Annotated in this window: 26 protein-coding genes and 1 tRNA gene; 3 read left to right on the top strand and 24 right to left on the bottom strand. The window is 61.8% G+C overall.

Going from position 1 to position 25586, the window contains the following annotated elements; translation table 11 throughout:
* Positions 1-4: 4 nt before the first annotated feature.
* From Thiofri_RS03415 to ccmA, 6 genes are all read right to left on the bottom strand, one after another.
* On the bottom strand, positions 5-2005 hold the full coding sequence (locus Thiofri_RS03415) for a heme lyase CcmF/NrfE family subunit (protein ID WP_009150310.1): 2001 nt from the start codon (positions 2003-2005) through the stop codon (positions 5-7).
* Positions 2002-2454, bottom strand: a complete 453-nt coding sequence (gene ccmE / locus Thiofri_RS03420; RefSeq protein ID WP_009150311.1) for a cytochrome c maturation protein CcmE — start codon at positions 2452-2454, stop codon at positions 2002-2004. Before ccmE ends, Thiofri_RS03415 begins: the two co-directional genes overlap by 4 nt.
* A gap of 64 nt (positions 2455-2518) precedes the next feature.
* Positions 2519-2695 carry a heme exporter protein CcmD gene (ccmD, locus tag Thiofri_RS03425; protein ID WP_009150312.1) on the bottom strand — a complete coding sequence of 59 codons (177 nt, stop codon included), beginning with the start codon at positions 2693-2695 and terminating at the stop codon, positions 2519-2521.
* The gene (ccsA, locus tag Thiofri_RS03430) at positions 2692-3450 is read right to left on the bottom strand and encodes a cytochrome c biogenesis protein CcsA (protein WP_009150313.1); all 759 of its coding nucleotides are present in this window, start codon (positions 3448-3450) and stop codon (positions 2692-2694) included. Before ccsA ends, ccmD begins: the two co-directional genes overlap by 4 nt.
* A 102-nt stretch (positions 3451-3552) precedes the next feature.
* Positions 3553-4224: a heme exporter protein CcmB gene (gene ccmB, locus Thiofri_RS03435; RefSeq protein WP_009150314.1), complete on the bottom strand. Its 672-nt coding sequence runs from the start codon at positions 4222-4224 to the stop codon at positions 3553-3555.
* Positions 4218-4907, bottom strand: coding sequence for a cytochrome c biogenesis heme-transporting ATPase CcmA (ccmA, locus tag Thiofri_RS03440; protein WP_009150315.1), 690 nt, complete (start codon positions 4905-4907; stop codon positions 4218-4220). The genes ccmB and ccmA overlap by 7 nt, the downstream gene beginning before the upstream one ends.
* A gap of 417 nt (positions 4908-5324) precedes the next feature.
* Between ccmA and Thiofri_RS03445 the strand changes: the two genes are divergently transcribed.
* Positions 5325-5954, top strand: coding sequence for a DUF2726 domain-containing protein (locus tag Thiofri_RS03445; protein WP_009150316.1), 630 nt, complete (start codon positions 5325-5327; stop codon positions 5952-5954).
* Here Thiofri_RS03445 and Thiofri_RS03450 read toward each other — a convergent pair.
* The 16 genes from Thiofri_RS03450 to Thiofri_RS03520 form a co-directional block, all read right to left on the bottom strand.
* Entirely contained in the window at positions 5951-6286 is a 336-nt protein-coding gene (locus tag Thiofri_RS03450; protein ID WP_009150317.1) for a Rieske (2Fe-2S) protein, read from the bottom strand. The two genes, Thiofri_RS03445 and Thiofri_RS03450, sit on opposite strands and share 4 nt — an antisense overlap.
* Before the next feature lie 198 nt (positions 6287-6484).
* On the bottom strand, positions 6485-7585 hold the full coding sequence (locus Thiofri_RS03455) for an anthranilate phosphoribosyltransferase (protein WP_009150318.1): 1101 nt from the start codon (positions 7583-7585) through the stop codon (positions 6485-6487).
* A 103-nt stretch (positions 7586-7688) separates the two neighbouring features.
* Positions 7689-8594: a carbon-nitrogen hydrolase gene (locus Thiofri_RS03460; protein ID WP_009150319.1), complete on the bottom strand. Its 906-nt coding sequence runs from the start codon at positions 8592-8594 to the stop codon at positions 7689-7691.
* Between the two features lie 55 nt (positions 8595-8649).
* Positions 8650-8787 (bottom strand): DUF3368 domain-containing protein, encoded by a 138-nt coding sequence (locus Thiofri_RS24700; RefSeq protein ID WP_190275847.1) that lies wholly within the window; start codon positions 8785-8787, stop codon positions 8650-8652.
* Between the two features lie 103 nt (positions 8788-8890).
* A complete protein-coding gene (locus Thiofri_RS03465; RefSeq protein ID WP_009150321.1) occupies positions 8891-9130 on the bottom strand; it encodes a UPF0175 family protein in 240 nt (79 codons plus the stop codon).
* A gap of 299 nt (positions 9131-9429) precedes the next feature.
* Positions 9430-9684: a helix-turn-helix domain-containing protein gene (locus Thiofri_RS03470; RefSeq protein WP_083848537.1), complete on the bottom strand. Its 255-nt coding sequence runs from the start codon at positions 9682-9684 to the stop codon at positions 9430-9432.
* A gap of 17 nt (positions 9685-9701) precedes the next feature.
* A complete protein-coding gene (locus tag Thiofri_RS03475; protein WP_009150323.1) occupies positions 9702-10001 on the bottom strand; it encodes a type II toxin-antitoxin system RelE/ParE family toxin in 300 nt (99 codons plus the stop codon).
* Entirely contained in the window at positions 10001-10264 is a 264-nt protein-coding gene (locus Thiofri_RS03480) for a type II toxin-antitoxin system ParD family antitoxin (RefSeq protein ID WP_009150324.1), read from the bottom strand. Before Thiofri_RS03480 ends, Thiofri_RS03475 begins: the two co-directional genes overlap by 1 nt.
* A 252-nt stretch (positions 10265-10516) precedes the next feature.
* Positions 10517-11488, bottom strand: coding sequence for an adenosylcobinamide-phosphate synthase CbiB (gene cbiB / locus Thiofri_RS03485; RefSeq protein WP_009150326.1), 972 nt, complete (start codon positions 11486-11488; stop codon positions 10517-10519).
* An 18-nt stretch (positions 11489-11506) separates the two neighbouring features.
* A complete protein-coding gene (locus Thiofri_RS03490) occupies positions 11507-12484 on the bottom strand; it encodes an ABC transporter ATP-binding protein (protein ID WP_009150327.1) in 978 nt (325 codons plus the stop codon).
* Positions 12481-13503, bottom strand: coding sequence for a FecCD family ABC transporter permease (locus Thiofri_RS03495; RefSeq protein ID WP_009150328.1), 1023 nt, complete (start codon positions 13501-13503; stop codon positions 12481-12483). Before Thiofri_RS03495 ends, Thiofri_RS03490 begins: the two co-directional genes overlap by 4 nt.
* A gap of 248 nt (positions 13504-13751) precedes the next feature.
* A complete protein-coding gene (locus Thiofri_RS03500) occupies positions 13752-14597 on the bottom strand; it encodes an ABC transporter substrate-binding protein (protein WP_009150329.1) in 846 nt (281 codons plus the stop codon).
* Positions 14598-14728: 131 nt separating this feature from the next.
* Positions 14729-14941: a type II toxin-antitoxin system HicB family antitoxin gene (locus Thiofri_RS03505; protein WP_009150330.1), complete on the bottom strand. Its 213-nt coding sequence runs from the start codon at positions 14939-14941 to the stop codon at positions 14729-14731.
* 260 nt (positions 14942-15201) lie between these two features.
* Entirely contained in the window at positions 15202-18972 is a 3771-nt protein-coding gene (gene metH / locus Thiofri_RS03510) for a methionine synthase (protein ID WP_009150332.1), read from the bottom strand.
* 219 nt (positions 18973-19191) lie between these two features.
* Positions 19192-19267, bottom strand: a tRNA-Ala gene (locus Thiofri_RS03515).
* A 311-nt stretch (positions 19268-19578) separates the two neighbouring features.
* Positions 19579-20106: a YcbK family protein gene (locus Thiofri_RS03520; protein ID WP_009150333.1), complete on the bottom strand. Its 528-nt coding sequence runs from the start codon at positions 20104-20106 to the stop codon at positions 19579-19581.
* 503 nt (positions 20107-20609) lie between these two features.
* Between Thiofri_RS03520 and Thiofri_RS03525 the strand changes: the two genes are divergently transcribed.
* The gene (locus Thiofri_RS03525) at positions 20610-21374 is read left to right on the top strand and encodes a transglycosylase SLT domain-containing protein (protein WP_009150334.1); all 765 of its coding nucleotides are present in this window, start codon (positions 20610-20612) and stop codon (positions 21372-21374) included.
* Between the two features lie 73 nt (positions 21375-21447).
* Here the strand turns inward: Thiofri_RS03525 and Thiofri_RS03530 are convergent, their stop codons facing one another.
* Both Thiofri_RS03530 and Thiofri_RS03535 read right to left on the bottom strand, forming a co-directional pair.
* Positions 21448-23694 carry a DUF1631 family protein gene (locus Thiofri_RS03530; protein ID WP_009150335.1) on the bottom strand — a complete coding sequence of 749 codons (2247 nt, stop codon included), beginning with the start codon at positions 23692-23694 and terminating at the stop codon, positions 21448-21450.
* Between the two features lie 12 nt (positions 23695-23706).
* Positions 23707-23925 carry a hypothetical protein gene (locus tag Thiofri_RS03535; protein ID WP_009150336.1) on the bottom strand — a complete coding sequence of 73 codons (219 nt, stop codon included), beginning with the start codon at positions 23923-23925 and terminating at the stop codon, positions 23707-23709.
* Positions 23926-24287: 362 nt separating this feature from the next.
* On the opposite strand from Thiofri_RS03535, the gene Thiofri_RS03540 reads away from it, so the two are divergent.
* A complete protein-coding gene (locus Thiofri_RS03540; protein WP_009150337.1) occupies positions 24288-25574 on the top strand; it encodes an O-acetylhomoserine aminocarboxypropyltransferase/cysteine synthase family protein in 1287 nt (428 codons plus the stop codon).
* Positions 25575-25586: the final 12 nt, after the last annotated feature.

The following is a 25586-nucleotide window of genomic DNA, read 5'->3' on the forward strand; positions in this document are numbered from 1 at the left end:
TTGTTCAAGCCTTGGCGGTGGCTTTGTCAAAGTCCGGTGCCTGTGCTTTCACGCGGGCAGCGCGATAACGCGGGTCAGTTACGGCCAGCAGGCCGCCGATGGCCATGAAAATCGCTCCGAGCCAGATCCAACGCACATAAGGTTTGTAGTAAAGCCGCAGCGCCCAGTCGCCACCGCCGACATGCTCCCCCAGGGAGACGTAGATATCGCGCATCAGGCCAGCATCAATCGCGGCTTCGGTCATTGGCATGCCGCCGCCCATGTAGGCGCGTTTCTCGGGGAAGAGTTCGGCGATGGTCTTATCGCCGCGATAGACCATGAAATGCCCGCGATCGGCATTGTAGTTTGGCCCATCCTTTGGCTCGGCGCCCAGGAACTCAAAGCGGTAGCCGGCAAGCTCGTGCGAGTCGCCCGGTGACATGCGCACATCGTGCTCCATATCGAAGGTGGACACCATGGTGATGCCAATAATCAACACGGCAACACCCAGGTGCGCGATCAGCATGCCGTAGAAGCCGCGCCCGCTTCCGCGCAGATCGGTGCCAATGGACTTGATGCCTGCGACAAAACCATCGGGGCGATTTTTCAGGCGCTCGAACAAGGCCATCAGGTGGGAGAACAAAATCCAGGCCGCAAGCGAGATTCCGATCGTTACCCATAGGTGGCTGGCGGCGAACTCGGCTTTGGCAACCCAGAACCCAACGCCAATCGTCAGAACCAACGCCGGCCACAGCTTGCTCAGCAGCCTGAGCGCGGCATCATGCTTCCAGCGCACCAGCGGGCCGATGCCGAGCAGCAGTGCCAGGAAGGGGGCGAGGGCGACAAACATCTTGTTAAACCAGGGGAAGCCGACGGAAATCTTGCCCCAGCCGAATGCCTCGTAGATCAATGGCGCCAGGGTGCCGAAGAGCACCAGGATGGTGAAGGCAGAGAACAGCAGATTGTTCATTAAAAGCGAACTCTCGCGCGAGAGGAGATCAAAATGCCCGCCGGAGGAGACGCTAGGCGCGCGCCAGGCATAGAGCGCCAGGGAGCCCCCGATGACAACGCACAAAAACAACAGAATAAAGGCGCCGCGCGTCGGGTCGGTGGCGAAGGCATGGACGGATGTCAGCACGCCCGAGCGCACCAGGAAGGTACCGAGCAGGCTGAGCGAAAATGCCGAGATGGCCAGCAGCACCGTCCAGCTCTTGAAGGCGGCGCGCTTTTCCGTCACCGCCAGCGAATGCATCAGCGCGGTGCCGATGAGCCAAGGCATTAATGACGCGTTCTCGACCGGATCCCAGAACCACCAGCCGCCCCAGCCGAGTTCGTAATAGGCCCACCAAGAGCCGAGTGCGATGCCGATGGTGAGGAAAATCCAGGCCACCGTGGTCCAGGGCCGCGACCAGCGCGCCCAGGCGGCATCCAGCTTGCCGCCAATGAGTGCGGCGATGGCGAAGGCAAAGGCGACCGAGAAGCCGACATAGCCCATATAGAGCATGGGCGGATGGATGGCGAGCCCGAAGTCCTGCAACAGGGGGTTGAGATCGCGGCCCTCGGGCGGCACCGGGAATAGCCGGTCGAAGGGGTTGGAGGTCAGCAGTGTGAACAGCAGAAAGCCGATGGTCACCATGCCCTGCACCGAGATCACGCGCGCGATCATTGCCAGCGGCAAGTTCTTGCTGTAGATCGCCACGGCTGCGCCCCAGCCAGCCATCATCAGTACCCACAGCAGTAGCGAGCCTTCATGTGCGCCCCAGACTGCCGAGACCTTATAGATGGTCGGCAGCAGGCTGTTGGAGTTGGTGGCGACATAGGTGACCGAAAAGTCGCTGACCACAAAGGCCTGAACCAGACAGGCAAAGGAAATGGCGATGAAGGTCAGCTGCCCATAGGCGAGCGGCCGGGCCAGTGCCATCCAGGGGCGGTTGCCGTTGAACGACCCGACCAGCGGGATGATTGCCTGCGCGAGGGCAAAGCAAAGCGCGATGATGAGGGCAAAATGACCAAGCTCAGGAATCATTGGACGGCTGACTCCACCACGCCTTCGACGTGAGCTGCCTGCAGGGTGTCGGCCACCTCGGGCGGCATGTAGGACTCGTCATGCTTGGCTAGCACGTTCTCGGCTATGAAGACGCCATCCGGCCCCATGCGCCCCTTGGCGACAACACCCTGACCTTCGCTGAACAGATCCGGAAGGATGCCGGTGTAGCGCACTGGCACGGTCGCGGCGTTGTCAGTGACATCAAAGGTCAGTGTCAAGCCGTCCGGTTGGCGCTCTAGGCTGTTTTCAACCACCAGGCCGCCGACGCGAAAAACGGCATCGGTCGGATGCTCGTCCGCCATCACCTGCGTGGGGCTGAAGAAGTAAGAAATATTGCTGCGCAGCGCGCTAATCGCCAGCCCAGCCGCCAGGCTGACACCGACCACGGCAACCGCGACGAACAGGATGCGTTTTTGTCTGGCTTTCATCCTCAATCCTCAAAAAAATTCAATTTCCAAACAAAGTTGCTTGCCTGGAGACAAATTGTCTGCGTTATTCGGGCTGGCCAGCCGCCTGCGCGCGCCCGCGCACTAAGCGTTCAAGCCGAGCGAGCAGCGTTCGCCGACTGAACATCAGCGCAATCACTTCCGCTGCGAGCAGCGCGAAGGTCATACCATAGGCGCCCCAGACGAAAAAGGCGTAACCGCCTTGGTTAAGAAAGTCTGTCATGGTTTGGGTTCCCCTTGTAGCAGTTCCGCTACCCAGGCATTGTCCTTCTCGCGCAGCAAAATAATGCCGCGCAGTCGCGCGAAGACCGCGGCGAAGGAGTAACTCCAGAAGCCCAAGGTCGCGCCCAGCATGGGCCACAGAATGCTGGCATGAATCGAGCCTGGAGCAGAGCGCTGGTGCAGCGCGGCGCACTGGGTTGGGTCCGGGCAGTTAATCGACCAGTAAATCACCGGCAGCATCACCAGGCCGACGATGGCCAGCAGTGCTGCGGCGCGGTCGGCGCGGCGGCTGTCATCGATTGCTGAATGCAGGGCAATGTAGCCAATGTAGAGAAAAAACAGGATCAGCTCCGAGGTCAGGCGCGGATCCCAGTCCCAGTAGGTGCCCCAACTCGGTCGGCCCCAAAAGGCACCAGTCCAGAGCGCGATAAAGGTGAAGATGGCCCCGGTGGGTGCCACCGCCTTGGCCATCATGAAGCTCAACCGGGTATTGAAGACCAGCCCAATAGCCGACCAGCCGGCCAGCACCACATAGAGCCACATGGACATCCAGGCACCGGCGACATGGATGTAAATGATGCGGTAATACTCTTTCTGCGGATTTGTGCCGCCGAGTTGATCGGCAGTGCCGAAAAAGCCCCACAGCAGCGAGCCGAGCACCAGTGCGAGCGCGATGCCGGCAAACCAGGGAATCATGCGACCGGCGATGGGATAAAACGCGGCCGGGGAGGCATATTTGAACCAGTTGATGTTCATAAGAATTCGTCAGGCCAGTGTGTGACCAAGATTGACAACTTCAACCTGGAGTTTTTTGTTGCGCGATGCTGATTTCGCTGCTGAATCTTCCGCAGGGTCAAGTCACTCCACCGAAATCCGCAAGGCCGCTGCCGCAGCCCAGGGGCCGAGCAGCAGCGCCAGCAGCAGCAGCGCGCCCAGTAACATCAGGTAAGGCTCGGCATCGGCCAGCGCAATGGCGCTCACGGTCACTGCTCCCTCGCCGTAGATCAAAATCGGGATGTAGAGCGGTAAAATCAGCAGCGAGAGCAAAATGCCACCGCCGCGCAGACCGAGCGTCAGAGCCGCGCCGATGGCACCGATCAGCCCCAGCGTGGGAGTGCCGAGCAGCAAGGATGCCATCATGATCAGCATTTGACCATCCTGCAAATGATACTGCATCGCAATCAGCGGCGCGATTAGCACCAGCGGCAGCCCAGTCAGCAGCCAGTGGGCCAGCACTTTCGCCAACACCAGCAGGCCGAGTGGTTGGGGGGTGAGCAGCATCTGCTCCAGGGTGCCGTCTTCGTAATCGGCCGCGAACAGCCGCTCAAGCGCCAGCATGGAGGCCAGCAGCGCCGCTACCCAGACCACCCCCGGCCCCAGTTCGCGCAGCAGTGCCTGCTCACTACCCACTCCTAGAGGGAATAGGCTGACGACGATCAAAAAGAAAAACAACACCGTGAGGACATCGGTGCGCCTTCGCAGCGCGAGCGTCAGATCGCGGCTCAGGATGGAGATAAAGGTGCCTAGCATGAGGGCTCCGTGCGGGACGCGCTCGGGATGTCGGTCGCAGCTCCGGCGGGGATCACGCGCGGTGCGGCTGCGTCCAGATTGAGATCGAGCCGCTGTCCGACCGCCAGCGTCAGCGCCTGATGGGTGGTCAGCACCGCGAGCCCACCAGCCTCGACATGGGCGCGGATCAACTCATCGAGCAAGGCCACAGCACCCACATCGAGTGCCGCAAAAGGCTCATCGAGAATCCACAGTGGCGCCTTGCTCAGCAGCAACCGCGCCAAGGCGACGCGCTTTTTTTGTCCCTGCGACAGCATGCGACAGGGCAGATCCTCAAAGCCCCCGAGACCGATGCGCGCCAGCGCCTCGCCGATTGCCTGATCGCTCGCGCGGCGCCCAACCAGGCGGCAGGCAATGCGCAGATTCTCAAGGCCGGTCAAATCCCCTTTGATCCCGTTCAGGTGCCCCAGGTAGAGTAAGTCGCGATAATAGTCCTCGGCCAAGCGCTCGATCGGCTCGCCGCGCCAGCGAATCTGCCCGGCCTCCGGATGCAACAGCCCGCAGAGCGCGCGCAGCAGGGTCGTCTTGCCGCTGCCATTCGACCCCTGCAAATGCAGCAGCTGCCCAGGTGCCAGCTGAAGATCGAGCGCGCTGAACAGACAACGCTCGCCACGACGGCAGCTCAGTGCGGAAACCTCGAGCATGATGGGGACGATGAAGCTCCTGGCGATAGGCAGTGCAATAACTCAGACAACCCGAACGGGGAAGCCTGTCTTAGAACCCGCAGCGGGGCATGAACATTAACTGCTGTGGCGCTTTTCGACAACCGCGCCCGACTGCTGGGAGCCGCTTTACCTGCGATCATCAAGTGACCTTAAGCTGCCATGATGTCTACCCGGCAGCCGCGTTGACATCCTTGGCACCGCTGATGTTTGGGTGCCGATAGCCATGACGACAACCATATCGAACGGCTGGAACGAAAATCCCGCGCAAAGTGGGCAGTTAAACGAAAGTTCATGGTGCGGCACCACCCCGGAGAACAAAGCTGCCGTTTCACGATAAGATTCATGGTCCCGGCCGCCCCGGAGAATGAATTTGCTGTTTTACGGTAAGAGACAAAAATGACCCAGTTTTTCCTGTTGCTGGCCCTCGCTGCGCTGGCCTTGGTGAATCTTCTGCTGAGCCTGATCCCGACGGGGCCGTCGCCCAGCAGCGCACGCCGTAGCAAATTGGCCGTCAAGCGCCGCCGACCGATGCTCAATGCGCTCGAGCTCCAATGCCTCGGATTGCTCGAACAGCTTCTCGGTGACCAGCGACGGGTGCAAGCCCAGATGCCTCTGTATCGGCTAATCGGCCCAGCTCCCGGGGTCTCCGCGCGCCGCGCCCGGCGTTGGCTTGCAGAAGTTGGCGCATTGAGCGTCGACCTAGCAGTGCTGTCAGCCGATGGCAGCGAGCCGCTGTGCGCCGTGCTGCTGACCGCTGGCGGCAAGCGCCCGCGCCGGGTGCGCCGCGAGCAGGCGCGGATTCAAAGCCTATGCAAACAGGCGGATTTGCCCGTTCTCACCCTGTCTGGTGCCGAGCAGGACGCGCCCGAGACACTGAAAGCGCGTCTGGAAGAGCTGATCTGGCCGTTGGAAGAGTGTCTGGTCACCTCTCCACCAGTCGCCAGTGAAGACGAAGACGCCCTGCTGGCGGGTCTGGCTGCCGCGATGCGAGATCGCAGCGTTGATAAACGGCCGTCCGGGCGTTAATCAGCGGCATTCATCGCCCGACTTGGATCAATCCAGATCTGCCCCTCATCGATCACCACGGCAAAGGTGGCGATGGGTTGATCGGCCGGCTCGTCCAGCGGCTCGCCGGTTTTCAGGCTGAAGCGGCTGCCGTGCAGCGAACATTTAATGCGATCACCATCCAGGCAACCATAGGACAGTGGATAGTCCTCGTGGCTGCACAGGTCTTCGACTGCGTAAAAATCATCCCCAATCATGGCGATAAGAAAGGCGCGACCTTCGGCCTCGACCTTCAGGAAGCGACCGGGTTCGAGATCCTCGGCATTGGCTACGGCGACATAGGGCGGTTGCATGTCTTCAGCGCTCCTGTTGTGACTGCTCCTTGGGTATACCAGCGGACATGGACTTTCGGCTTGTTTCGGGCCGGGCAGTGGTCACGGGGGACGCCGTGAACCCTTCCATGGGGGCTTCCCGGCAGCATCCTTGCCGCCGAGACCCCCGTGGCCGCTGCCCGACCCAAAACAGAAAAGTCATTGCTACAGCGATATTACTCAGCGCAGGCGCTGCGTGACCACACCAGAATCGAGCGCCGCGCGGATGCGGTCGGCCGCAGCTGGCAGGGTTTTCTCCCGCCCCAGATGCCAGAGCACCAGGGCACCCGAGAACACCAGGCTGTCGTAGGTTGGCCCAGCTTCTCCTGCCAACGCGCGCTGACCGGCCTCGGCGGCGGCCCGGGCGGTGGCCCGCACATCGACCGCAATGGCAATGTCATCGCCAGGTCGGTTGGTGGTTGGCAGGTCGTCGGGCAAGGGTACCGCGCGTGCGGACTGCTCGATGCCCAGTGCGGTTGGGTCGATGTCGAAGGATTGCTCCTCGCCCATCTGCTGGTAGTTGAAACAGGCGCCGGCCTGACGCAGCGATGGGATGACTCCACCTTCAACGCCGCGGATCATCAGCGCCGAGTCGAAATCGGCATGGCGGGCGAGCAGGGCGTAAATGCGCGGATAGGGTTTGTGCACATAACCGGTGACCAGGTGCGTCTTGCGCCGGCCTTGGATGGGCTGTGCCATCACCTCGGTGGTGGTCATGACCTGGCGTTTGACAATGGTGGCGCGCAGGCCGACCAGATCGTGCAACTTGGGTGCGAAGGCGCGCTGATCGACATAGGTCCAGCCGATGGCTGGATCGGACAGGCGTCGGGCGGCGTCATCGGGCGAGAGGTCAACCGGAATGCCGGCAGCCTCAAAAACGTGCCGGGCGGTGACGCCAAACTTCGGCCCCACGGCATCTACACCATGGCTGACCGCTGGTACCCCGCACTCGGCCAGCACTGCCGGCAGAAAGGGTGCGGCGGGCAGGCAGCGGTTGTAGCCGTCGTAGGGATCGGCAATGTCCACCACGTCGTCCACATCCGCCACGGCGCTATTGGTGACATTGCGTATGGCCTCGAGTACGCCGCGCATTTCGTCATCAGTCTCGCGCTTCATGCGCAGGCCGATCAGAAAAAGCCCCGCCTGTACCGGGTCGATCTCGCCCTCAAGAATGGCGCGCATGCCGATGCGGGCCTCTTCGAGCGAGATATCCTTAGACAGTTCCGGGCCGGTTGCAATGCGCTGAATAATGGAACGCATGGTTTTCTGAGTGTCGTTCATGGGGCAAAATCCTGCCTGTAATGGGGCCGCTGGTTGATTTGGCACGCCGGGGCGCGGCCAGTCTTGGGACGAATTGTCAGGGTTGCGCGCAGCCGCTTCAAGCTTAATCGCGAAACCGGCGGCTGAGATCGCCATAGGCGTCGATGCGCCGGTCGCGCAGAAAAGGCCAGGCGCGCCGGACCTGTTCGCTGTGGTTGAGATCAATCTCGGTAATCAGCAGCGCGGGCGCATCCTCGGGCGCCCTGGCCAGCAACTCGCCCTGAGGACCGCAGACAAAGGAACTGCCCCAGAACTGGCTGCCGCCGCCCGGTGCGCTGGTATCGGCCTCGAAGCCTACGCGGTTACAGGCTAGCAGCGGCAGCCCGTTGGCAATGGCATGTCCGCGCTGCACCGTCATCCAGGCCTCGCGTTGGCGTGCCTGCTCGGCGGGTGAATCCTCCGGATCCCAGCCAATCGCGGTCGGATAAAGCAGCAGCTCGGCACCCGCCAGCGCCATCAGGCGTGCCGCCTCCGGAAACCACTGATCCCAGCACACCAGCACGCCGAGTTGCCCGATGGCAGTGTCGATGGGGGTGAAGCCAAGATCGCCGGGGGTGAAATAGTACTTCTCGTAGTAACCGGGATCATCCGGAATGTGCATCTTGCGATAGCAGCCGGCAAGACGCCCGTCGGCATCCAACACCACCGCCGTGTTGTGATACAGCCCCGGGGCGCGGCGCTCGAACAAGGACCCGACGATGACCAGACCATGCCGACGCGCAGCCTCGCCGAGCCACTCGGTGGTCGGCCCCGGCACGGGCTCCGCGCGGTCGAATTCCATCATGCTTTCGCGCTGGCAGAAATAGGGCCCGTTGTGCAACTCTTGCAGCAACAGCAGCCCGCAGCCCGCCTGCGCTGCCTCCTCGATATGGCGCAGAATGGCCCCGCGGTTGGTCTCGGCATCACCGTGATCCCGATCCTGCGCTAGGGCAAGCTTGATGACGCGCGCGCTGTCCGGGTTGGATTGCATCTGTTTGGTACTAGTAATTTTTGACAATGTTTTTGAACCCACGAGATTGCGGGAATTAAATGTCGCGTTCCTCGGCTTCCTTCAGAACGCGTTGCCGAAAAGAGGTGCCAAGACGGAATCCGGCTTCTCGCTGAAGCCTATCGAGAAGGGGAGCAACCGCTGAAATCAGATGTCGGCGCTTTGCCTCAATCAATAAACCAACGAGACCGATAACTCCATGAGATCGAGCCGACCGATGGCTGCGAGATTCGTAATGGCCGTGGTGTCGCTGACACAGATTCGGGTCTGCGTCCTATTCATAGTCCGATTCGAAGCGTCAACAAATCGTCATCGAGCGCTTCTGGCTGATAACGGATGTCAATGCCACGAACCGCCAATTGGCGCTGAAATTCGATCTCAGACAGATTGGTCATCTTGCAGGCGTGACCGATTGTCAGGCGTCCGGTTTGGTACAACGCAACGGCAAGCTCCACCAAAAGGTCGCTCGCCGACAGATCCTGATTGGCAATGGCTTCATCTGGAATGCTGAGCAGCATCTTCATTCTCCTCGGCTTGGTACCAGCAATTTTCCACTATGGTAGCGCCATTTTCAGGATGACGCTGACACCCCGGAACAGCCGACGAAAAAGCGCCACCTTCTGGCCCGTTGACAGCCTCGGGGTTTCCCGCTCGGAGACGGGGGATGCGGGCTCGGTAGGCTGTCGCCACTGGATTCCATGGGCTTCTAATAGCGCGATCAGGCGGGTTGCTTGCTCGCCATATCGGGAGGGTTGGGTCAGATCAGCGCGATGTTGTATTTGGATTTCAAAGCGGTGCGGGATAGAACAGGCACGCATCATAAATGACCGTGAGACTCGCCACTCAGTACCCCAAGCCAAGCGCCTGCGCCTGCCTGATCGATGCGGTCGCGGTAGTCCATCAGGTCCGAAAAGCGGATTCGCCGATGTCGCCCCACTTTGTGAAATGGGATCTCGCCCGCCTCTAACTGTTTGACCAGAAAAGGCCGGGAGACGTTGAGCAGATCAGCGGCCCGTTGCGTCGTCAGTTCCGCATGAATCGGCACCAGCGACACCGCATTGCCCTGCGCCATTTGGTTCAAAATATCGACTAGCCGTTTTCTTTTCCAAAACGTGAATCAGCATCCATCGCTCCATGTAAGACCCGGATAATCTGGAGAACATCATCTTTAACTGAGAAGAAAATCACATACCGGCCGTACGCACAGGAGCGAATACCTTTACCAAGTTCGGGGCGCGACCGGTAGGCCAAGGGTGACTGAGTCATCTTGCGGCATTGCGCTCGCAACTCCCGAACAAAGGTGATGGCCCGATGCGGGTTCTCTTGGGCGATGTAGTCACCAATGTTCTCAAGATCCTTCGCAGCCAGCGGCAGAAACTTCAGGTGCATCAATCGCGTTTCTCAGTCATGGCGGCATATTTTGCCTCAAGACGGTCAAACACCATCTCCGCAGGGATCCCCGGTCCGGCGTCGACACCAAGGGTGATTGCCTTGCGCAAGGTCTGGCGCTTACCGGCTTGGTCTTCCTCACGCTCTTCGAGGAGACGCAGCCCGGCGCCGACGACCTCGCTGACGCTAGCATAGCGGCCTGAATCGATCTGCTGTCGGACGAAATCTTCAAAATGGGAACTTAGCGCGAGAGTTGTTGGCATTGCTATCCTCCGAGGTTTCGCTACCAGTCACTTCATCAAAGACAACGGTGGAGGTCAACCAAGTCTTAGCCGCCAACAAGCAGGCATGACGAAGAGGCATCATCACCAGCGATGTTGACAAGGAGCAGATGAAGACCTTTGATGTCAAGACCCAGGGTGCTGGGTATCAAACCCGGATGTACGCCGTATTAAGAGCCTTTCGTGACGCCCATATGCGCAGCACCGAGGCCCAATAATAGCGTCAACCTGAATTTACCCGCGAACAACCAAAACCGCCATGGCGAGCCCGCAAGCGAGGCTGATCCAACTGGCGCAGGCGATCAGAGTGAGCGCACGGCGCAGGTCGGATGCATCCAGGTTGGCCGGCCAATGCGTGGCGCCCATGAATCGGTTGCTGACCAGTTTGCCGTGCCGATGGATGGGGCCGAGCAGGCGTGAGCGCAGTGCGCCGGCGCAGGCGGCTTCGCTCCAGCCGGAATTCGGACTGGGCAGCAGGGCATGCTGATGCCAGGCGGTGGTGAGCGCGAGCTTTGGGTGCAGGGGCTGGCCACCGAGGCGCAAGAAGGCTGCCGCGAGTGCGATGAGCGGCGCTGACAGCCGCGCTGGCAGCCAGTGGATGAGATCATCTGTGCGGGCGGCGAGGGTGCCGAAGCGGCGATAACGCGCGTTGCGGTAGCCGACCATGGAGTCGAGCGTGGAGATCGCCTTTACGAGAACCAGTCCGGGCGGGCCGAACAGGCAGAGCGCCCAGAAGGGTGTGAGGACGGCATCGGTTAGATTCTCGGCCAGGCTCTCGATGGTTGCGCGCACGATGCCGTCGGTTTGCAGCGGCTCGGTGTCGCGACCGACCAGGCGGCTCAGCGCGCGGCGGGCACGCGGCAGGTCATGCAGTTGCTCCAGTACGCGGCGGCCGTGGTCCAGGAGGTCGCGGGTGCAGAGCAGGCTGTAGGCGAGAAACAGATCCCAGCCCATGGCGAGCAGCGGATCGACGGCGGCCAGAAGCCAATGGGGCAGCCACCAGCCGGCGAGCGCGGCACCGATCACCAACAGCCAATGCAGCGCGCCGCCGCCATGTCCCTTGAGTCCGCTGTCGAAGAGCCAGTGCTCAAGGCGCAGGCTGAGTGCGCCGAGCAGCCGGATGGGGTGCCAGGGATAGTCAGGATCGCCAAGGGCGGCGTCAAGCAGCCAGACGGCGAGCAGCAGGGGCCAGGGGAAGGTGTTCAGCGGCGGGCTCTCAAGCGTTCAGGGAGCTTGCCGAACACTGGGATTCGCACGATTTGCTTCGGCATCGCTCAGCGCCCAAGGTAGCACATAGCTTTGCCCCTCGATCTTGGCGCTGACTGCGCGAATGCCGTAGATGTCCCGCAGGCGCTCGGGGCTTAGCACTTGACCGGGCGGGCCGAGCGCGACGGGCTCGCCCTGGTGCAGCAGCAGCAGCCGGTCGCAGAAGCGGCTGGCGAGGGTGAGGTCGTGCATCACAACGATGGCGGCGCGCCCTGGTAGGCGAGTATCGGTTTGCTCTGCGTCGCCGCTGCTGTGATGAGCGCTGTTCTGGCTGCCGTTTGTGGTGCTGTGGCCGACCTCGTTTTGCGCGCCGAGGCGTTTGCTGGCGGTTGCGCCGGCCTGACAATAGTCGCGCAGATAGCTCATCACCTTGAGCTGATGCAGCGGGTCGAGCGCGGCGACGGGTTCGTCGGCGAGCAGCAGTGGCGCCTCGACGGCCAGTGCCCGGGCGAGCCGGGCGCGGGCGCGCTCGCCGCCGGAGAGTTCGGTCGCGCGGCGGGTGCGCAGGTGCCAGATGTCGGTGGTGCGCAGGGCTTGATGGATGGCGCGTTGGTCGTCCGCAGTTGGACGGCCTGAGGCCCAAGGGGCGACGCCGCGCCAGGTCGGGTGATAGGGATGTCGCCCGAGCGCGACCAGATCCTCAACCCGGATCGGCCATTGCACGCGGTCGTCCTGACTGAGATAAGCCAGCCGGCGGGCGCGCTCACGCGGATCGAGCGTTTGCGTATCCTGCCCGAGCAGGCGAATCCGGCCGGTCCAAGCGCCGCCAGCGGTGGGGAGCAGTTGCACCACGGTCTTGAGCAGGGTGCTCTTGCCGGCGCCATTGGGGCCGATCAGTCCCAGCAGCTCGCCTGCCCTCAGTTGCAGCGAGACATCGCGCAGCAGGCTGCGCCCGCCAAGCTTGACCGAGACGTTTTCCAGTTCGAGCAGGATCATGGTAAATCTGCCCGCGCGCGCCACACTAGCGCCAGGAAGAAGGGCGCGCCGATCAGTGCCGTGACCACGCCGAGCTTGAGCTCCTGCGATGACGGCAGGTTTTGGTCGAGCAGCCGCAGGCCGATGTCGGCGGCCAGCACCAGCGCCGCACCGCCGAGCGCGCTGGCGAGAATCAGCGGTGCCGGGCGGTAACCGACCCAGGGCCGCAGGATATGCGGCACCACCAGCCCGACGAAGCCGATGGCGCCAGTGACGGCCACGGTGGCGCCGACGCTCAGGGCGGAGCCGGCGATAATGAGCCCGCGCAGTCGCCCCAGCGACACGCCAAGACTGGCAGCTTCTGCTTCGCCCAAGGTCAGCACTTCAAGTGCGCGTCCACTGGCAAGCAGCAGCGCCAGCCCCAGCAGCACGAAGGGCAGGCACAGCAGCACGTCATCGAAGCTGCGGTCGCTGATCGAGCCGAGCAACCAGAGCACCATGTCCTGCACCGCATTGGGGTTGGGCGCCAGATTAAGCGCCAGGGAGGTCAAGGCCCCGGCCCAGGCCGAGAGCGCAATCCCGGCCAGAATGAGCGTGAGATTGGATGAGCCCGCGCGGGTCAGCGCATAGAGTGCCAGGGTCGCCAACAAGGCCAGCCCCATGGCCGCTGCCGGTAATAGCCACAGGCTGATGGTGGTGGCGCCGAAGTAGAGCGCCAGCACCGCCCCGAGCGCCGCGCTCGCGGAGATGCCGAGTAAGCCGGGCTCCGCCAGCGGGTTGCGCAGCAGACCTTGCAGCGCCGCCCCCGAGGCGCCGAGTGCCATACCCACCAGCCAGGCCAGCAGCACTCGCGGTAGGCGAATTTGCTGCACAATCAGACGCTGTTCCTCCGGGCCCTGGCCAAAAAAACCCGCCACTACCTCGGCTGGGGACAAAGGCGCATAGCCGATGGTAAGCGATGCCAGACTCAAGCCCGCCAGCAGGAGCAGCAGCAGGGCAAGCAGCGGTAGGCCGGCGGCTTGCCGGTCGTCGGTTGCCACGGGAGAAGGCGCGGAGTCAGCTTGTATCACGCTGGTTCAGATACGGGCGACAAATCGCCTGGGAGTGAAAGTGCTGGCAAGGTTCGGTTGGGAGTTTTTGCATGATCTGTCATTCGGATTGCCAATTCATGCAAATATTCGTTTAAGTCAGCAGAGGTTCGTTAGGCAAGCAGAGGCAAAAAGACGAGTTGCGCCGATTGGCCCATCCTAGTCGTCTGGAGCATGGACCACCAGGATGTTTGAACGCATCACGGGTTTTTCTGGCGATATCCCTGCGCAATGACCTCGGCCGCCTGTAGCAACTCGAGCCCACCACAGCCCCAGCCGTTGGCAGGCAGGCCGATGCTGGGGGTGTTGGTGAGCAGAGAACGCAGCAGCGGATGCCGGGCGACGCCGGAAGCCTGTATTGGCTGATCCTGGTCGAAATAGCCGAGCAGGAAAAGATCGGGCGGCGCCAGGACGAGACGCTCGAGCGGGAGCTGACCCCAGCCACGGATGCCCTGCTCGCTGGCGAGGTTGATCAGGCCCAGGCGCTGGATGAGATCATCGACATAGGTGCCGCTGCCGGCTGTGCCGCCGTTTGGGCGCAAATACAGGGCACGTTGGATCTCTGTCGTTTTGCCTGTCTCTTTGTCTGGCTGCGCGCTGCGCTGATAGGCCGACATCTGCTCGGCCAGCGCTTTCATGCGCGCATCTGTGGCTGCGGTGACTTGCCGGGCCTTTTTCGCGCGGCCGATGCGCTCGCCGATTTGTCGCGCGCTTTTCAGTGCATCTTCCCAATCGCCGGGATAGGGGATCTCGACGATTTCAACCCCCTGGCGAGCGAACAGTTTAGCGTGGCGCTGACCGCCCCAGCCGGCATAAGCCAGCACCAGATCGGGCTTTAGTGTCAGCAATTCCTCGATGCTGCCGCGATGGCTGGGATAGGCCTGCGCCTGCGCGGCAAGCTCGGTTTGCTCCAATCCCTTGCTCTGGCGCGATAAGGCCAGCACTTGCTCTGGCGCGGCCAGGCGCAGCACTAACAAATCGGCGCACAGGTTGGTGCTGGCCAAGGTTGGCAAATCGCGCGCAGTCTCGGCGCTTGCGGGCGCCACAAGGACGCTGATTAGCAGCGCAATGATGCTGGGTGCTTGTCGGGCGGCCTTTGGCGTAGATAAGCTCCACGCGCGAGCCTTCTGCTTGATGATGTTCGAGGTCTGTGCCAGGTCTAATCCTCTGCTATTGGTCAGGCCGCTTGCCGAGCTTGTGTACTCGGGTTAGGAATGGGGTCTCCGGATTTGCGGCAAGCGTCGATCCAAGCGGTCATGGCGGGCTCGATTTCGCGCGCGGCCTCGGTTTGCGTTTTTCCCCAGGCGCTGCAACCGGGTAGATCCGGAACAGTGGCGATGTAGCCGTCGTCCTCGTCGCTCCAGAAAATCTCGATCAAGTAATGGGGCATCGACCTATCCTCCGTACTTGTCGATCATTACAATCAACTGACGTGCCTGATACGCAGGAATCAGGCCGTCGCAATTTTGAAAGTTTAGCTGCATGGGTTCCCGAGGGCGCTTAAACACCCGATGGGAGCCTTGGCCACCCTCGTGGATAAAGCCGAGCGAAACCGCGATTTGGCATGCGTCGTCGAAACGAACTGCTTTGGGATTCTGTCTGACGGCAGCAAGTCGCTTTTCCTTTCGAGTCATGATCCCAGCTCAAGGTCTAAGGATCATACCCCAACACCGGCGCCAGCCAGCGCTCGGCCTGCTCGAGCGTCATGCCCTTGCGCTGGGCGTAGTCCTCGACCTGATCCTTCTGGATGCGCCCGACGCCGAAGTAGCGTGACTCGGGGTGGGAGAAGTACCAGCCGGAGACGGCGGCGGTGGGCAGCATGGCGTAGCTTTCGGTGAGCGTGAGCCCGATGCGCTCGTCTGGCTTGAGCAGTTCCCACAGGGTGCCTTTTTCGGTGTGATCCGGGCAGGCGGCATAGCCGGGGGCGGGGCGAATGCCCTGATATTTCTCGGCGATCAGGGCGCTGTTGTCGAGCTGTTCGTCGGGTGCATGGCCCCAAAGCTGCGTGCGCACAATCTGGTGCAGGCGCTCGGCGAAGGCTTCCGCCAGGCGGTCGGCCAGAGCTTTGAGCATGATGGAGTTGTAGTCATCATGATCGGCCTCGAAACGGGCGATGTGCTCATCGATGCCGACACCGGCGGTGACCGCGAAGCCGCCGATCCAGTCCTGGGCGCCGGAGTCTGCCGGGGCGATGAAATCCGTCAGGCACAGATTGGGCTGGTTCTTGCCGGCGGCCCGGAACATCTGCTGGCGCAGCATGCGCAGGGTGGCCAGTGGCGTGCTGCGGGCCTCATCGCTGAAGAGCGCGATGTCATCGTCATTGACCGATTGGGCGGGGAAGAAACCGCACACGGCGCGGGCGGTGAGCCAGTTCTCCTTGACCAGGGTTTCCAGGAAAGGCTTGGCATCCTCGAACAGCTTGCGCGCCTCCTGACCGACGACTTTGTCATTGAGAATGGCCGGATACTTGCCGGCCAGCTCCCAGGCGTTGAAGAAGGGCGACCAGTCGATGAAGTTGACCAGATCGGCCAGCGGATAGTCGTCGATGGTGAGGATGACGCCATCGCCCTGGCGCTCTACCGTCAGTTTCCAGTCCGGCTGATCGAGGCTGCCGGTGTCGAATCTTGGTTCCAGAATCTGCGGGCGCGGTGGCTGGTAGCCTGCCCAATCAATACCCACCTTATTAGCCCGCGCATCGCCAATCGGCATCGACTTGCGCGTCCCGCTCTTGGCCTCGCGCTCGACGCGCAAGCGCTCGTAGTCGGCAGCGATCTGCGCCACATAGCCGTCGCGCTGGGTCTTGCTGAGCAGGTTCGACACCACGCCGACCGCGCGCGAGGCGTCCACCACATAGACCACCGGATGCTTCCGCTGCGGGGCGATCTTGACCGCCGTGTGTAGCTTGGAGGTGGTGGCGCCGCCGATCAGCAGCGGGATATCAAAGCCCTGGCGTTCCATCTCCTTGGCAACATGGACCATCTCGTCGAGCGATGGGGTGATCAGGCCGGACAGGCCGATCATGTCGACCTGTTCCTCGCGTGCACGCTTCAAGATGGTCTCGGTCGGCACCATCACGCCGAGGTCGACCACCTCGTAGCCGTTGCATTGCAGCACCACGGCGACGATGTTCTTGCCGATGTCGTGCACATCGCCTTTCACCGTGGCGATCAGGAACTTGCCATAGCTGGTGCCGGCCATGCCGGAGGCTTCTTTCTCGGCTTCCAGATAGGGGAACAGATAGGCCACGGCTTTTTTCATGACCCGCGCCGACTTCACCACCTGGGGCAGGAACATCTTGCCCTCGCCGAACAGGTCGCCGACCACGTTCATGCCAGCCATCAGCGGGCCTTCGATGACCTCCAGCGGCTTGTCGGCGGCGGCGCGCGCGGCTTCTGTATCCTCGTCGATAAAGTCGGTGATGCCCTTGACCAGCGAATGCTCCAGGCGTTTCTCGACTGGCCAGGAACGCCATTCCTGATCTTCGGCCTTTTCGGCGGTGCTGCCGTCGCCCTGATACTTGGGCGCGATGTCCAGCAGCCGCTCGGTGGCATCCGGGCGGCGGTTCTGGATCACATCTTCGACCGCCTCGCGCAGTTCTTCGGGCAGATCGTCATAGATGGCCAACTGCCCGGCGTTGACAATACCCATATCCATGCCGGCCTTGACGGCATGGTAGAGAAAGACGCAGTGAATGGCCTCGCGCACCGGGTTGTTACCGCGGAAGGAGAAGGACACATTTGATACCCCGCCCGAAACCAACGCATGGGGTAGCGTGCGCTTGATCTCGCGGGTCGCCTCGATGAAATCGACCGCGTAGTTGTTGTGCTCCTCGATGCCGGTGGCGACCGCGAAGATGTTCGGGTCGAAAATAATGTCCTCGGCCGGGAAGCCGACCTGCTCGGTCAGCAGTTTGTAGGCCCGGGTGCAGATCTCGACCTTGCGCGCCTGGGTGTCGGCCTGGCCGACCTCGTCGAAGGCCATCACGATCACCGCCGCGCCATAGCGCCGACACAGCCGCGCCTGCTCGATGAACTTGTCCTCGCCTTCCTTCATGGAGATGGAATTGACGATGGCCTTGCCCTGCACGCATTTCAGCCCGGTCTCGATCACCTCCCATTTGGACGAGTCGATCATCACCGGCACTCGCGCGATGTCCGGCTCGGCGGCGGTCAAATTCAAAAACCGCTTCATGGCGGCGACCGCATCCAGCAGCCCCTCGTCCATGTTCACGTCAATCACCTGGGCGCCGTTCTCGACTTGCTCGACCGCGACACTGAGCGCGGTGTCGTAGTCGCCCTCTTTGATCAGCCGTTTGAAGCGCGCCGAGCCGGTGACATTGGTGCGCTCGCCGACATTGACGAAGAAACTGTCCTCCGTGATGTTGCAGGGTTCAAGGCCCGACAGGCGGCAAGCGGGGCTGATTGTTGGCGCTTGACGCGGCGCCATGCCAGCGACCGCCTCGGCCATGGCGCGGATGTGATCCGGCGTGGTGCCGCAGCAGCCGCCGATAATGTTTAAAAAGCCGCTGCGCGCCCACTCGGACACCTCTTTGGCCATGTCCTCTGGCCCGAGATCATAGCCGCCCAGCTCATTCGGCAGCCCGGCATTGGGGTGCGCGGAGATCTGGCACTCGGCAATGCGCGAGAGTTCTTCCACATAAGGCCGCAGCTCGCTTGGTCCGAGCGCGCAATTCAGCCCGATGCTGAGCGGCTGGGCATGGCGCAGGGAGTTGTAGAAGGCTTCGGTGGTCTGGCCGGTCAGGGTGCGCCCGGACTGATCGGTGATGGTGCCCGAGAGCAGGATGGGCCGCTCGACGCCGTCCTGATCAAACACCTGCCAGACGCCAAAGGCCGCAGCCTTCGCGTTGAGCGTGTCGAAAATGGTCTCAATCAGCAGGATATCGACCCCGCCCTCGATCAGCGCCCGAGTCGCCTCGGCATAGGCGCTGACCAGGGTGTCGAAATCGACATTGCGAAAGCCTGGGTCGTTCACATCCGGCGAGATAGACGCGGTGCGATTGGTTGGCCCCAGAATGCCGGCGACAAAGCGCGGTTTCTCGGGCGTTGAGGCTTCATCCGCCGCCTGTCGGGCCAGCTTCGCGGCGGCCAGGTTGATCTCATAGACCAGCTCCTCCATGCCATAGTCGGCCATGGCGATGCGGGTGCCGTTAAAGGTGTTGGTCTCGATGATGTCGGCGCCGGCGGCCAGATACTCGGAATGAATGCCCTTGATGATCTCGGGCTGGGTGAGCACCAGTAGATCATTGTTGCCCTTGAGGTCGGACGGCCAGTCCTTGAAGCGCTCGCCACGGTAGGCGGCCTCGTCGAGCTTGTGGCGCTGGATCATTGTGCCCATGGCACCGTCGAGAATGAGGATCGAGCGCGCGAGGCGCTCCTGAAGGAGGCGGGAATTGTCAGTCATAAGTATATTTTGCGGAGGATTTCTGGCGCTGGATTCTTGGCGCTGTATTGTCTTGGGCTGGGCCAATCAGGATGGTCCAAAGAGGCTGGGCGGATGCGGCTAGTCGTCAGGCGCAAGAGCCAATGCCGGAGCGAATGGTGCTCGGCTCAATGACGCTCGGTTGTGGCGCGCAGCCATGAGGCGCAGGGGTCTTGCAATGGCGGCGCGGGGAATGAAGCCTGGTGGAGCCGAGGGGGATCGAACCCCTGACCTTCGCATTGCGAACGCGACGCTCTCCCAGCTGAGCTACGGCCCCGGTCGATCTTGTCGGGCGGGGTAATTAACGAAGGCTCCCGAACAAGCCTAACCTGTGCAGGCTTGCTCCGCAAGAAGGGCTGGGTTAATTACTCGAAAAGTATGCGGTTATCGCGTGATTGCGTTGGAGAAAAACCTCGTAACGCAAGGGTTGCGCAATATTTGTTGTCGCTCCTGCCATCAGTCGGGATCGTGGCGGCGCGGCGAACGCCCATGGTCCCGGCCACCCGGGAGAGAGAATCCGCGCTGTTTTTCGCGAAACAACAGCGTTTTTGTCCGGTGGGCGGGACCATGAACATTGGGGCCAAGGCGTCAGACGCCCCAGTGGCGAACCTGCCCGGTGTCGATGTGGACAAAATCGGATTTCGGGTAATAACCCACACCGCCGCGGCCGAGTTGCAGCGCTGTTTTGCAGACGACGGATGTCGGGGTCTCGGCCAGGCGGATGTCGAGGGCGCGACCGCTCATGTGGAGACTGCGTTTGGCGACGCCGCCGGAGGTGCGTCTCAGCATGGCGTTGGTGTGGGGGGAGCGGTAGCCGCTGATGATCTGAAAGAGTGCGCCTTCGCCGTCGAGTCGCTGTTGCACGTCGTAAAGGGTGTCGAATAGACGCGGATCGATCTGTGTTTTATCGCCCGTACGGAAATCCTTCAGAAATTCGTTGAGTCGTGCCAGAGCGCTGCGATGGTAGTAATTGCCGGTACGGTAGTCGATGTCCAGGTGTTCCTCTGTGTGCAGGTGATGTAGACGCAGGCACCGGACCTGAGGGCGTTGCTTGGCGGCCAATACTGGTGTGACCGCTGTAGACAGTGCGAAGCCTAAGAAATATCGACGGTTCATTTTGCTCTCTCCATAACACATTTGGGCGCCCGGGTCTGGTAACCCCTCTCCGCTCAGCGGCATTTCAGCCCAGCACCGGCCCTGCGGGGACTCTTTGCGCGATCAGGTGATCGAAGCAGCTGGTCCAGGTGAGAACCGACGCTGACGGGCGCTGAAGTGCAGTGCCGCAGCTTGATTGGTGGTTGACCTTTGGCGATTAACCTCTAAACTTACTTAACAAGTGGTGCCAACTTGCTAGTCTAAAAGAATTTATCTAACCGATGGCTGAAATAATAGCATAAAGATGGAAAACCGGGGCGCTGAAGTCCCGATGAAATTCGCTACCGTTCGTCGGTTTCTCATCCTACGGCGGGGCGCGAGAATCATTGTGCCCAGGGTGAGTTTTTCACCCACATCAAGGGCGCAAAGGCTGCCTGCGGCGAGTGGCTTGGCCGCGCGCTCAGCAGGCAGGATGTCATCGAACCGCCGGGTCTGGCGGAAAACTGTTTCCTACGGGAGGACAGATGCACAATCGAGTTTTGCTGATGCTGATGACCGCCAGTGCTGCCGCAGCTGCTGCCACAGCTGTGCCTTCTGTGATGGCGGACGTGTTCAAATATGTCGATCGTGCCGGCAATGTGGTGTTTTCCGACAAGCCTCTGGAGAAAGCCGGGCTCACGCTCGAGTGGACGCGCGCTGGTAAGACCCTGGTGGCGGAAAACCGCGAGCAGTCGGAACAGTTGCGCGAGCGCCGACGCGAGGCTGCGGCCAGATTGCAGGCAAGCCTGGCGCTGAAGCGCCATCAGTGGTTGGGCCGCTCGCCACTGTGGGGCTCTCCGACAGGAGCCTTGACCAGCCCCAAGCCCAATGCGTCCCTGAAAGACCGGCGTGCGCACTACCGGGCGCTGATCGATAACACCGCCCGCGCGCATCAGCTCTGGCCCGAACTGCTGCACGCGGTGGTCCGCACCGAATCGGCCTATCGCGCCGACGCTCAGTCGTCCGCTGGAGCCTGCGGTTTGATGCAGCTGATGCCCGGCACGGCCGAGCGTTTCAAGGTGCGCAATATCTGGGATCCGGCCGAAAATTTGCAGGGAGGGGCGACCTATTTGCGCTATTTGCTGAATTTGTTCCACAGTGATCTGCGTCTTGCGCTGGCGGCCTATAACGCGGGTGAGAACGCGGTGAAACGCTACGGCAATAGCATCCCCCCGTATCCTGAAACCCAGGATTATGTCCGCAAGGTATTACGATTTTTGCATGCCGAACGCCAGGCGTTTCGTTCCTGATGGCTGAGCCTGGCCGGCTTACCCTGAGTCAGATGGATTCGTTCACCAGCCTGGCTGGGACTTTTTTATCAAGTTAGGCTGGCGACGACCCCGCGCTGCTGTGCTTTGCCGCAGCGGCTGGCTGCTCAGGTGGGGGTTTGAGGTTTTCCGGCGGGGCAACCACGCGGGCACGGCCGCTGAGCATGGCTTTAGCCAGGTCTTCGAGGCCGCGCATTTCCGTCTTGCTACCGGCTTCATCGACGAACAGATAGGTTGATGTCAGCGGACTGATCCACGACAGCTGAATGCGGCGGCCCTCGGTTGCGCCGTCCCCGAAGGGCGAGTCGAGTTCAAACCAGGTGCCGGATTTGGTCTTGCGCAGCTCGTCGATCATCGCCTGCAGAGCATCCTCGGAGACTCCGGTAGGCGGGTGTTGATTGCTCTCCTCCTCAATGCTCGGGCTGCCGTCAAAGTGACTGGATGGCAGGCTGCCCGGACGCATCGGGCGGCCGGCGGGAGGGCGTGACGGCAGCTCCTGGCCGCGACGCAGTTGCTCGCGCACTCCAAGAGGATTGGCCAGCAGGTTGTCGAGTGCGGCCAGACTTGCCCGGTTGTGACTGCCGAGGCGCTGGGCACCGTTGGCGACGCGCTGGCGTAATCGCGGTAGCTCAGCGATGCGCGTGCGCAGGGCGGCGCCGGTGACGCGCGGATCGAAGACCTCCACCAGGCGGCGTGCGGTGTCGAGCGCCTCTTGCCAACTCGGGCTGTCTGGCCCCTCGTCGCGATGCTGACGCACCAGGGTCAGTAGCTCTGTCCAGGTGGTGTCGAGGAACACCCGCACCAGGCGCGGAACGGAATAGGGTCGCAGCAGCTCAAGGATGGCCCCACGCGCCTGATGCCGCGCTGCGCGCGCCACGGCTTGGTCGCGTTGAAGATCGCGGCAGCGACGTTCCGTCGGGTAGCCCGATTGAGACAGTGCGCGGCTTTGTCCATGCAGATGGTCGAGTAGCGCATCGAATGGCGGTGGTTCGCCCTCCGGGGTGTCAAGAATTCGCTCGACGATCTCGCGCAGGATTGGCAGCGCACCCTGGTGCGGATCGGATTCGTCAATCCAGAAACTGCCAGCCTCCACGCATTCATCAAGCAATAGGCGTGCGGGGTGACCGCCGTCGCGCACCAGGCTGATGTCGATGATTGCCGCTTTCAGATAGGGTATTTGCAATTGCGCGAGTGCGGCCTTGGCCGTCGCGGGCAAGCCGGGTGTGTCGAACATCTGCGCGAATAGCCGCTCAATGGTGCCAATCAACTCGGGGTCGCGGACATCGGCGCTGGCCTTGTTGAGTTCGCCGATGGCAATGCGCTCGGGGCGGGTTCCCGGCGGCAGCGGAGCGGTCTGTGCCCCCTCGGTTGAATGCGCAATGTTTTTCAGAAAGCTCTGCAGAGGCGAATGCTCGTGGGAGCTGCGGCCAATCTTCTGGTGACTGTCCGATGATTCGGGAATCAGATCATGTTCACCGGCGTTCATGCTGGCCTGGCTGGCGGCGGCCAGCTCAAGCAAATCGCCCACCAGCGCCTGATGCACTGCATCATGATCATCCGGGTCGGGAAGGTGGCGCAAATTGGCGCCGAGCTGCGCGTTCTGCTGGCGCGAGCGGCGTAGATTGACCGGGCGGGTCTTGGGCAGGATTCCGGCATCGCGCAGGATGTCGTTGAGCACGCGGTAGAGTGCGGCGGCTGACCAGGTGACGCGGTGATGAAAGAGCGCGTAGAGCACCGCTTTTACGCGGATATCAAAGTCTTTTTCGGCAATGGCGGCGCGAAAGCTGTGGGCCAGATGATGCGGGCCAGCGGGGATTTCGTCATCGCGCAATTTGCCGCCACCGGCAATGACGGCAAGGCGCTGGCTGAGGGCGTAGAGCTCGGGAAAGCAGCGTGCATTGGTGCGGATGATCAGATTTTTGATCGCCAGCGCCTCGCTGTCACGGGCAAAGGTTTGGATTTCCCGGTCATCGGCCCCGAGGATGTCAGCTTGCGGCAGCCAGGGGCGAGGTTCTGCACGTCCATGGGTGAAAAAGTGGGTCAGGCCCTGGTCGATGGCGTCCTGAAAACGCAGGCTGATTGCCGGCTGGTCCTCTTCGAGCTGCGCGGCAGCGTCGAAAAACAGGCTTTGTGCCAGGTCGCTACCGACCACCTCGGCAAAGCCGAGCAGCGATGGACCCGCCGACCCGAACAAGGCGCCCAGGCGCCGCTCGCAGAAGGTCAGCACCTGCGCGCGATAGGCGTCGATGGCCGCCTGGACGCGCGCGCGGTCGATACTGGCTTTGGGTTTTAAGCGGAGCATGGGGCCGGGAGGTCAATCCTCGCCAATCACACGCTCATCGCGCGGGGTGGAAAGCAGCTTCTCGGCTTCTCCCTGCTGATTGGCGAAGATCAGGCGGAACTCGCCGGTGTCCTCGGGGGAGCTCTTGCCGCGTAGGTCGCGTACCAGGGTGCGGGCGTCCTGATAGCGTTCTTTGGTGTCGATATAGGTCAGTTGCCGATTGGACGAGACCTTGTAGACGAAATAGGGCATGGTGGCCGTTCCCGATGCAGAAGCGAAAAAGATACGGATGCGACAGCGTGGCACAGACTCACTGGGCAGCCGTCAATCGACCAGTGGGACGATGCCGGGCGGTGGCTGGCGCTCGCGCTGTTTTGTCGCAGAACCGATTTTAAATTGCAAGGATACTCCGCAGCGGCGTCGCTGGCGATCTTGCCCTGACCGCTGGTTACCCGCGCCAGCCAGTGGTGGGTGCCAGTTTTTGTTGAGCAGGGCTTTTGGACTATGATTCTTCGCGGACTCGGTCACCAAAGAATGTGAGCAGTTCATCCGCGCCTTGTCAGGCGATCATAGAAAATCAGAAGCAAAAAGTGCACAGGGGGAGAGGAAGAATTATGCATATCGAAACATTGTCCATTCATGCGGGCTTCGAGCCCGATCCGACCACCAAGTCGGTTGCCACACCCATTTACCAGACCACCAGTTACGCTTTCGACGACACCCAGCACGCGGCGGATTTGTTCGACCTGAAGGTGCCGGGCAACATCTATACCCGCATGATGAACCCGACCAGCGACGTGCTGGAAAAACGCGTCGCTGCCATGGAGGGCGGTGTGGGCGCGCTGGCGCTGGCCTCCGGCATGTCGGCGGTGACCAACGCTATTTTGACCATTGCGCAGGCCGGCGACAATCTCATTGCCACCTCAACGCTCTATGGTGGCACCTACAATCTGTTCGCCCACACCTTGCCGCGTTTAGGAATCGAAGTGCGACTGGTGGCACCCAATGACATCGATGCCATGGCCGCGCAAATCGACGCGCGCACGCGCGCAGTGTTTTGCGAGACCATCGGTAATCCTGCTGGCAATGTGGCAGATCTGCGGCCGATTGCCGACATGGCTCACGCTCAGGGCGTGCCAGTCATTGCCGATAACACAGTGCCCACGCCCTATCTGTGCCGTCCGTTCGAGCATGGCGCAGATATTGTTGTGCATGCACTGACCAAATACATGGGCGGACATGGAACCACCATCGGCGGGGTGCTGGTCGACAGCGGTCAGTTCCCTTGGGCGGAGCATGCCGCGCGCTTTCCAATGCTCAATGAGCCGGATGTGTCCTACCACGGCGTGGTTTATACCGAAGCCGTAGGCGCCGCAGCCTACATTACGCGCGCACGGGTAGTGCCCTTGCGCAACATGGGCGCGGCCATTTCGCCCTTTAATAGCTTTCTGATTTTGCAGGGTGTCGAGACCCTGCCGGTGCGCATGGACCGCCACTGCGAGAATGCGCTGGCGGTGGCAGAGTATCTGCGCGATCACCCCAAGGTGGCCTGGGTGCGCTATGCCGGCCTGCCGGACAGCCCGGATTATCCGCTGGTGCAAAAGTACATGCGCGATGCGCGTGCGAGTTCTATCCTGTCGTTCGGGATTCGCGGCAGTTCCGGCGATGGACGCGCCGCCGGGGCGCGTTTTATCGATGCGCTTCAGCTCGTGGTGCGCCTGGTGAATATCGGCGATGCCAAGACGCTCGCCTGCCATCCGGCAACCACCACCCATCGCCAGCTCTCGCCCGAGGAACTTAAAACGGCCGGGGTATCGGAAGATCTCGTGCGCCTGTCAATCGGTATCGAGCATGTCGATGACATCGTCGCCGACCTGGACCAGGCGTTGGCAGCTGCTTAAGACCGTCATCGC

The organism is Thiorhodovibrio frisius (genome assembly GCF_033954835.1).
GTDB lineage: Bacteria > Pseudomonadota > Gammaproteobacteria > Chromatiales > Chromatiaceae > Thiorhodovibrio > Thiorhodovibrio frisius.

Excerpts from the sequence above, each read along its gene's own strand:
- Thiofri_RS03460 (WP_009150319.1), bottom strand. The coding sequence starts at position 8,594 with ATGCAATCCAACCCGGACAGCGCGCGCGTCATCAAGCTTGCCCTAGCG.
- Thiofri_RS03505 (WP_009150330.1), bottom strand. The coding sequence starts at position 14,941 with ATGCCCCATTACTTGATCGAGATTTTCTGGAGCGACGAGGACGACGGC.
- ccmA (WP_009150315.1), bottom strand. The coding sequence starts at position 4,907 with ATGCTCGAGGTTTCCGCACTGAGCTGCCGTCGTGGCGAGCGTTGTCTG.
- Thiofri_RS03415 (WP_009150310.1), bottom strand. The coding sequence starts at position 2,005 with ATGATTCCTGAGCTTGGTCATTTTGCCCTCATCATCGCGCTTTGCTTT.
- Thiofri_RS03525 (WP_009150334.1), top strand. The coding sequence starts at position 20,610 with ATGCACAATCGAGTTTTGCTGATGCTGATGACCGCCAGTGCTGCCGCA.
- Thiofri_RS03450 (WP_009150317.1), bottom strand. The coding sequence starts at position 6,286 with ATGCAACCGCCCTATGTCGCCGTAGCCAATGCCGAGGATCTCGAACCC.
- Thiofri_RS03480 (WP_009150324.1), bottom strand. The coding sequence starts at position 10,264 with ATGCCAACAACTCTCGCGCTAAGTTCCCATTTTGAAGATTTCGTCCGA.
- Thiofri_RS03465 (WP_009150321.1), bottom strand. The coding sequence starts at position 9,130 with ATGCTGCTCAGCATTCCAGATGAAGCCATTGCCAATCAGGATCTGTCG.
- Thiofri_RS03530 (WP_009150335.1), bottom strand. The coding sequence starts at position 23,694 with ATGCTCCGCTTAAAACCCAAAGCCAGTATCGACCGCGCGCGCGTCCAG.
- Thiofri_RS03490 (WP_009150327.1), bottom strand. The coding sequence starts at position 12,484 with ATGATCCTGCTCGAACTGGAAAACGTCTCGGTCAAGCTTGGCGGGCGC.
- Thiofri_RS03520 (WP_009150333.1), bottom strand. The coding sequence starts at position 20,106 with ATGAACCGTCGATATTTCTTAGGCTTCGCACTGTCTACAGCGGTCACA.
- Thiofri_RS03535 (WP_009150336.1), bottom strand. The coding sequence starts at position 23,925 with ATGCCCTATTTCGTCTACAAGGTCTCGTCCAATCGGCAACTGACCTAT.
- ccsA (WP_009150313.1), bottom strand. The coding sequence starts at position 3,450 with ATGAACATCAACTGGTTCAAATATGCCTCCCCGGCCGCGTTTTATCCC.
- Thiofri_RS03455 (WP_009150318.1), bottom strand. The coding sequence starts at position 7,585 with ATGAACGACACTCAGAAAACCATGCGTTCCATTATTCAGCGCATTGCA.
- ccmD (WP_009150312.1), bottom strand. The coding sequence starts at position 2,695 with ATGACAGACTTTCTTAACCAAGGCGGTTACGCCTTTTTCGTCTGGGGC.
- Thiofri_RS03475 (WP_009150323.1), bottom strand. The coding sequence starts at position 10,001 with ATGCACCTGAAGTTTCTGCCGCTGGCTGCGAAGGATCTTGAGAACATT.
- Thiofri_RS03445 (WP_009150316.1), top strand. The coding sequence starts at position 5,325 with ATGACCCAGTTTTTCCTGTTGCTGGCCCTCGCTGCGCTGGCCTTGGTG.
- ccmE (WP_009150311.1), bottom strand. The coding sequence starts at position 2,454 with ATGAAAGCCAGACAAAAACGCATCCTGTTCGTCGCGGTTGCCGTGGTC.
- Thiofri_RS03540 (WP_009150337.1), top strand. The coding sequence starts at position 24,288 with ATGCATATCGAAACATTGTCCATTCATGCGGGCTTCGAGCCCGATCCG.
- ccmB (WP_009150314.1), bottom strand. The coding sequence starts at position 4,224 with ATGCTAGGCACCTTTATCTCCATCCTGAGCCGCGATCTGACGCTCGCG.
- Thiofri_RS03470 (WP_083848537.1), bottom strand. The coding sequence starts at position 9,684 with ATGGCGCAGGGCAATGCGGTGTCGCTGGTGCCGATTCATGCGGAACTG.
- metH (WP_009150332.1), bottom strand. The coding sequence starts at position 18,972 with ATGACTGACAATTCCCGCCTCCTTCAGGAGCGCCTCGCGCGCTCGATC.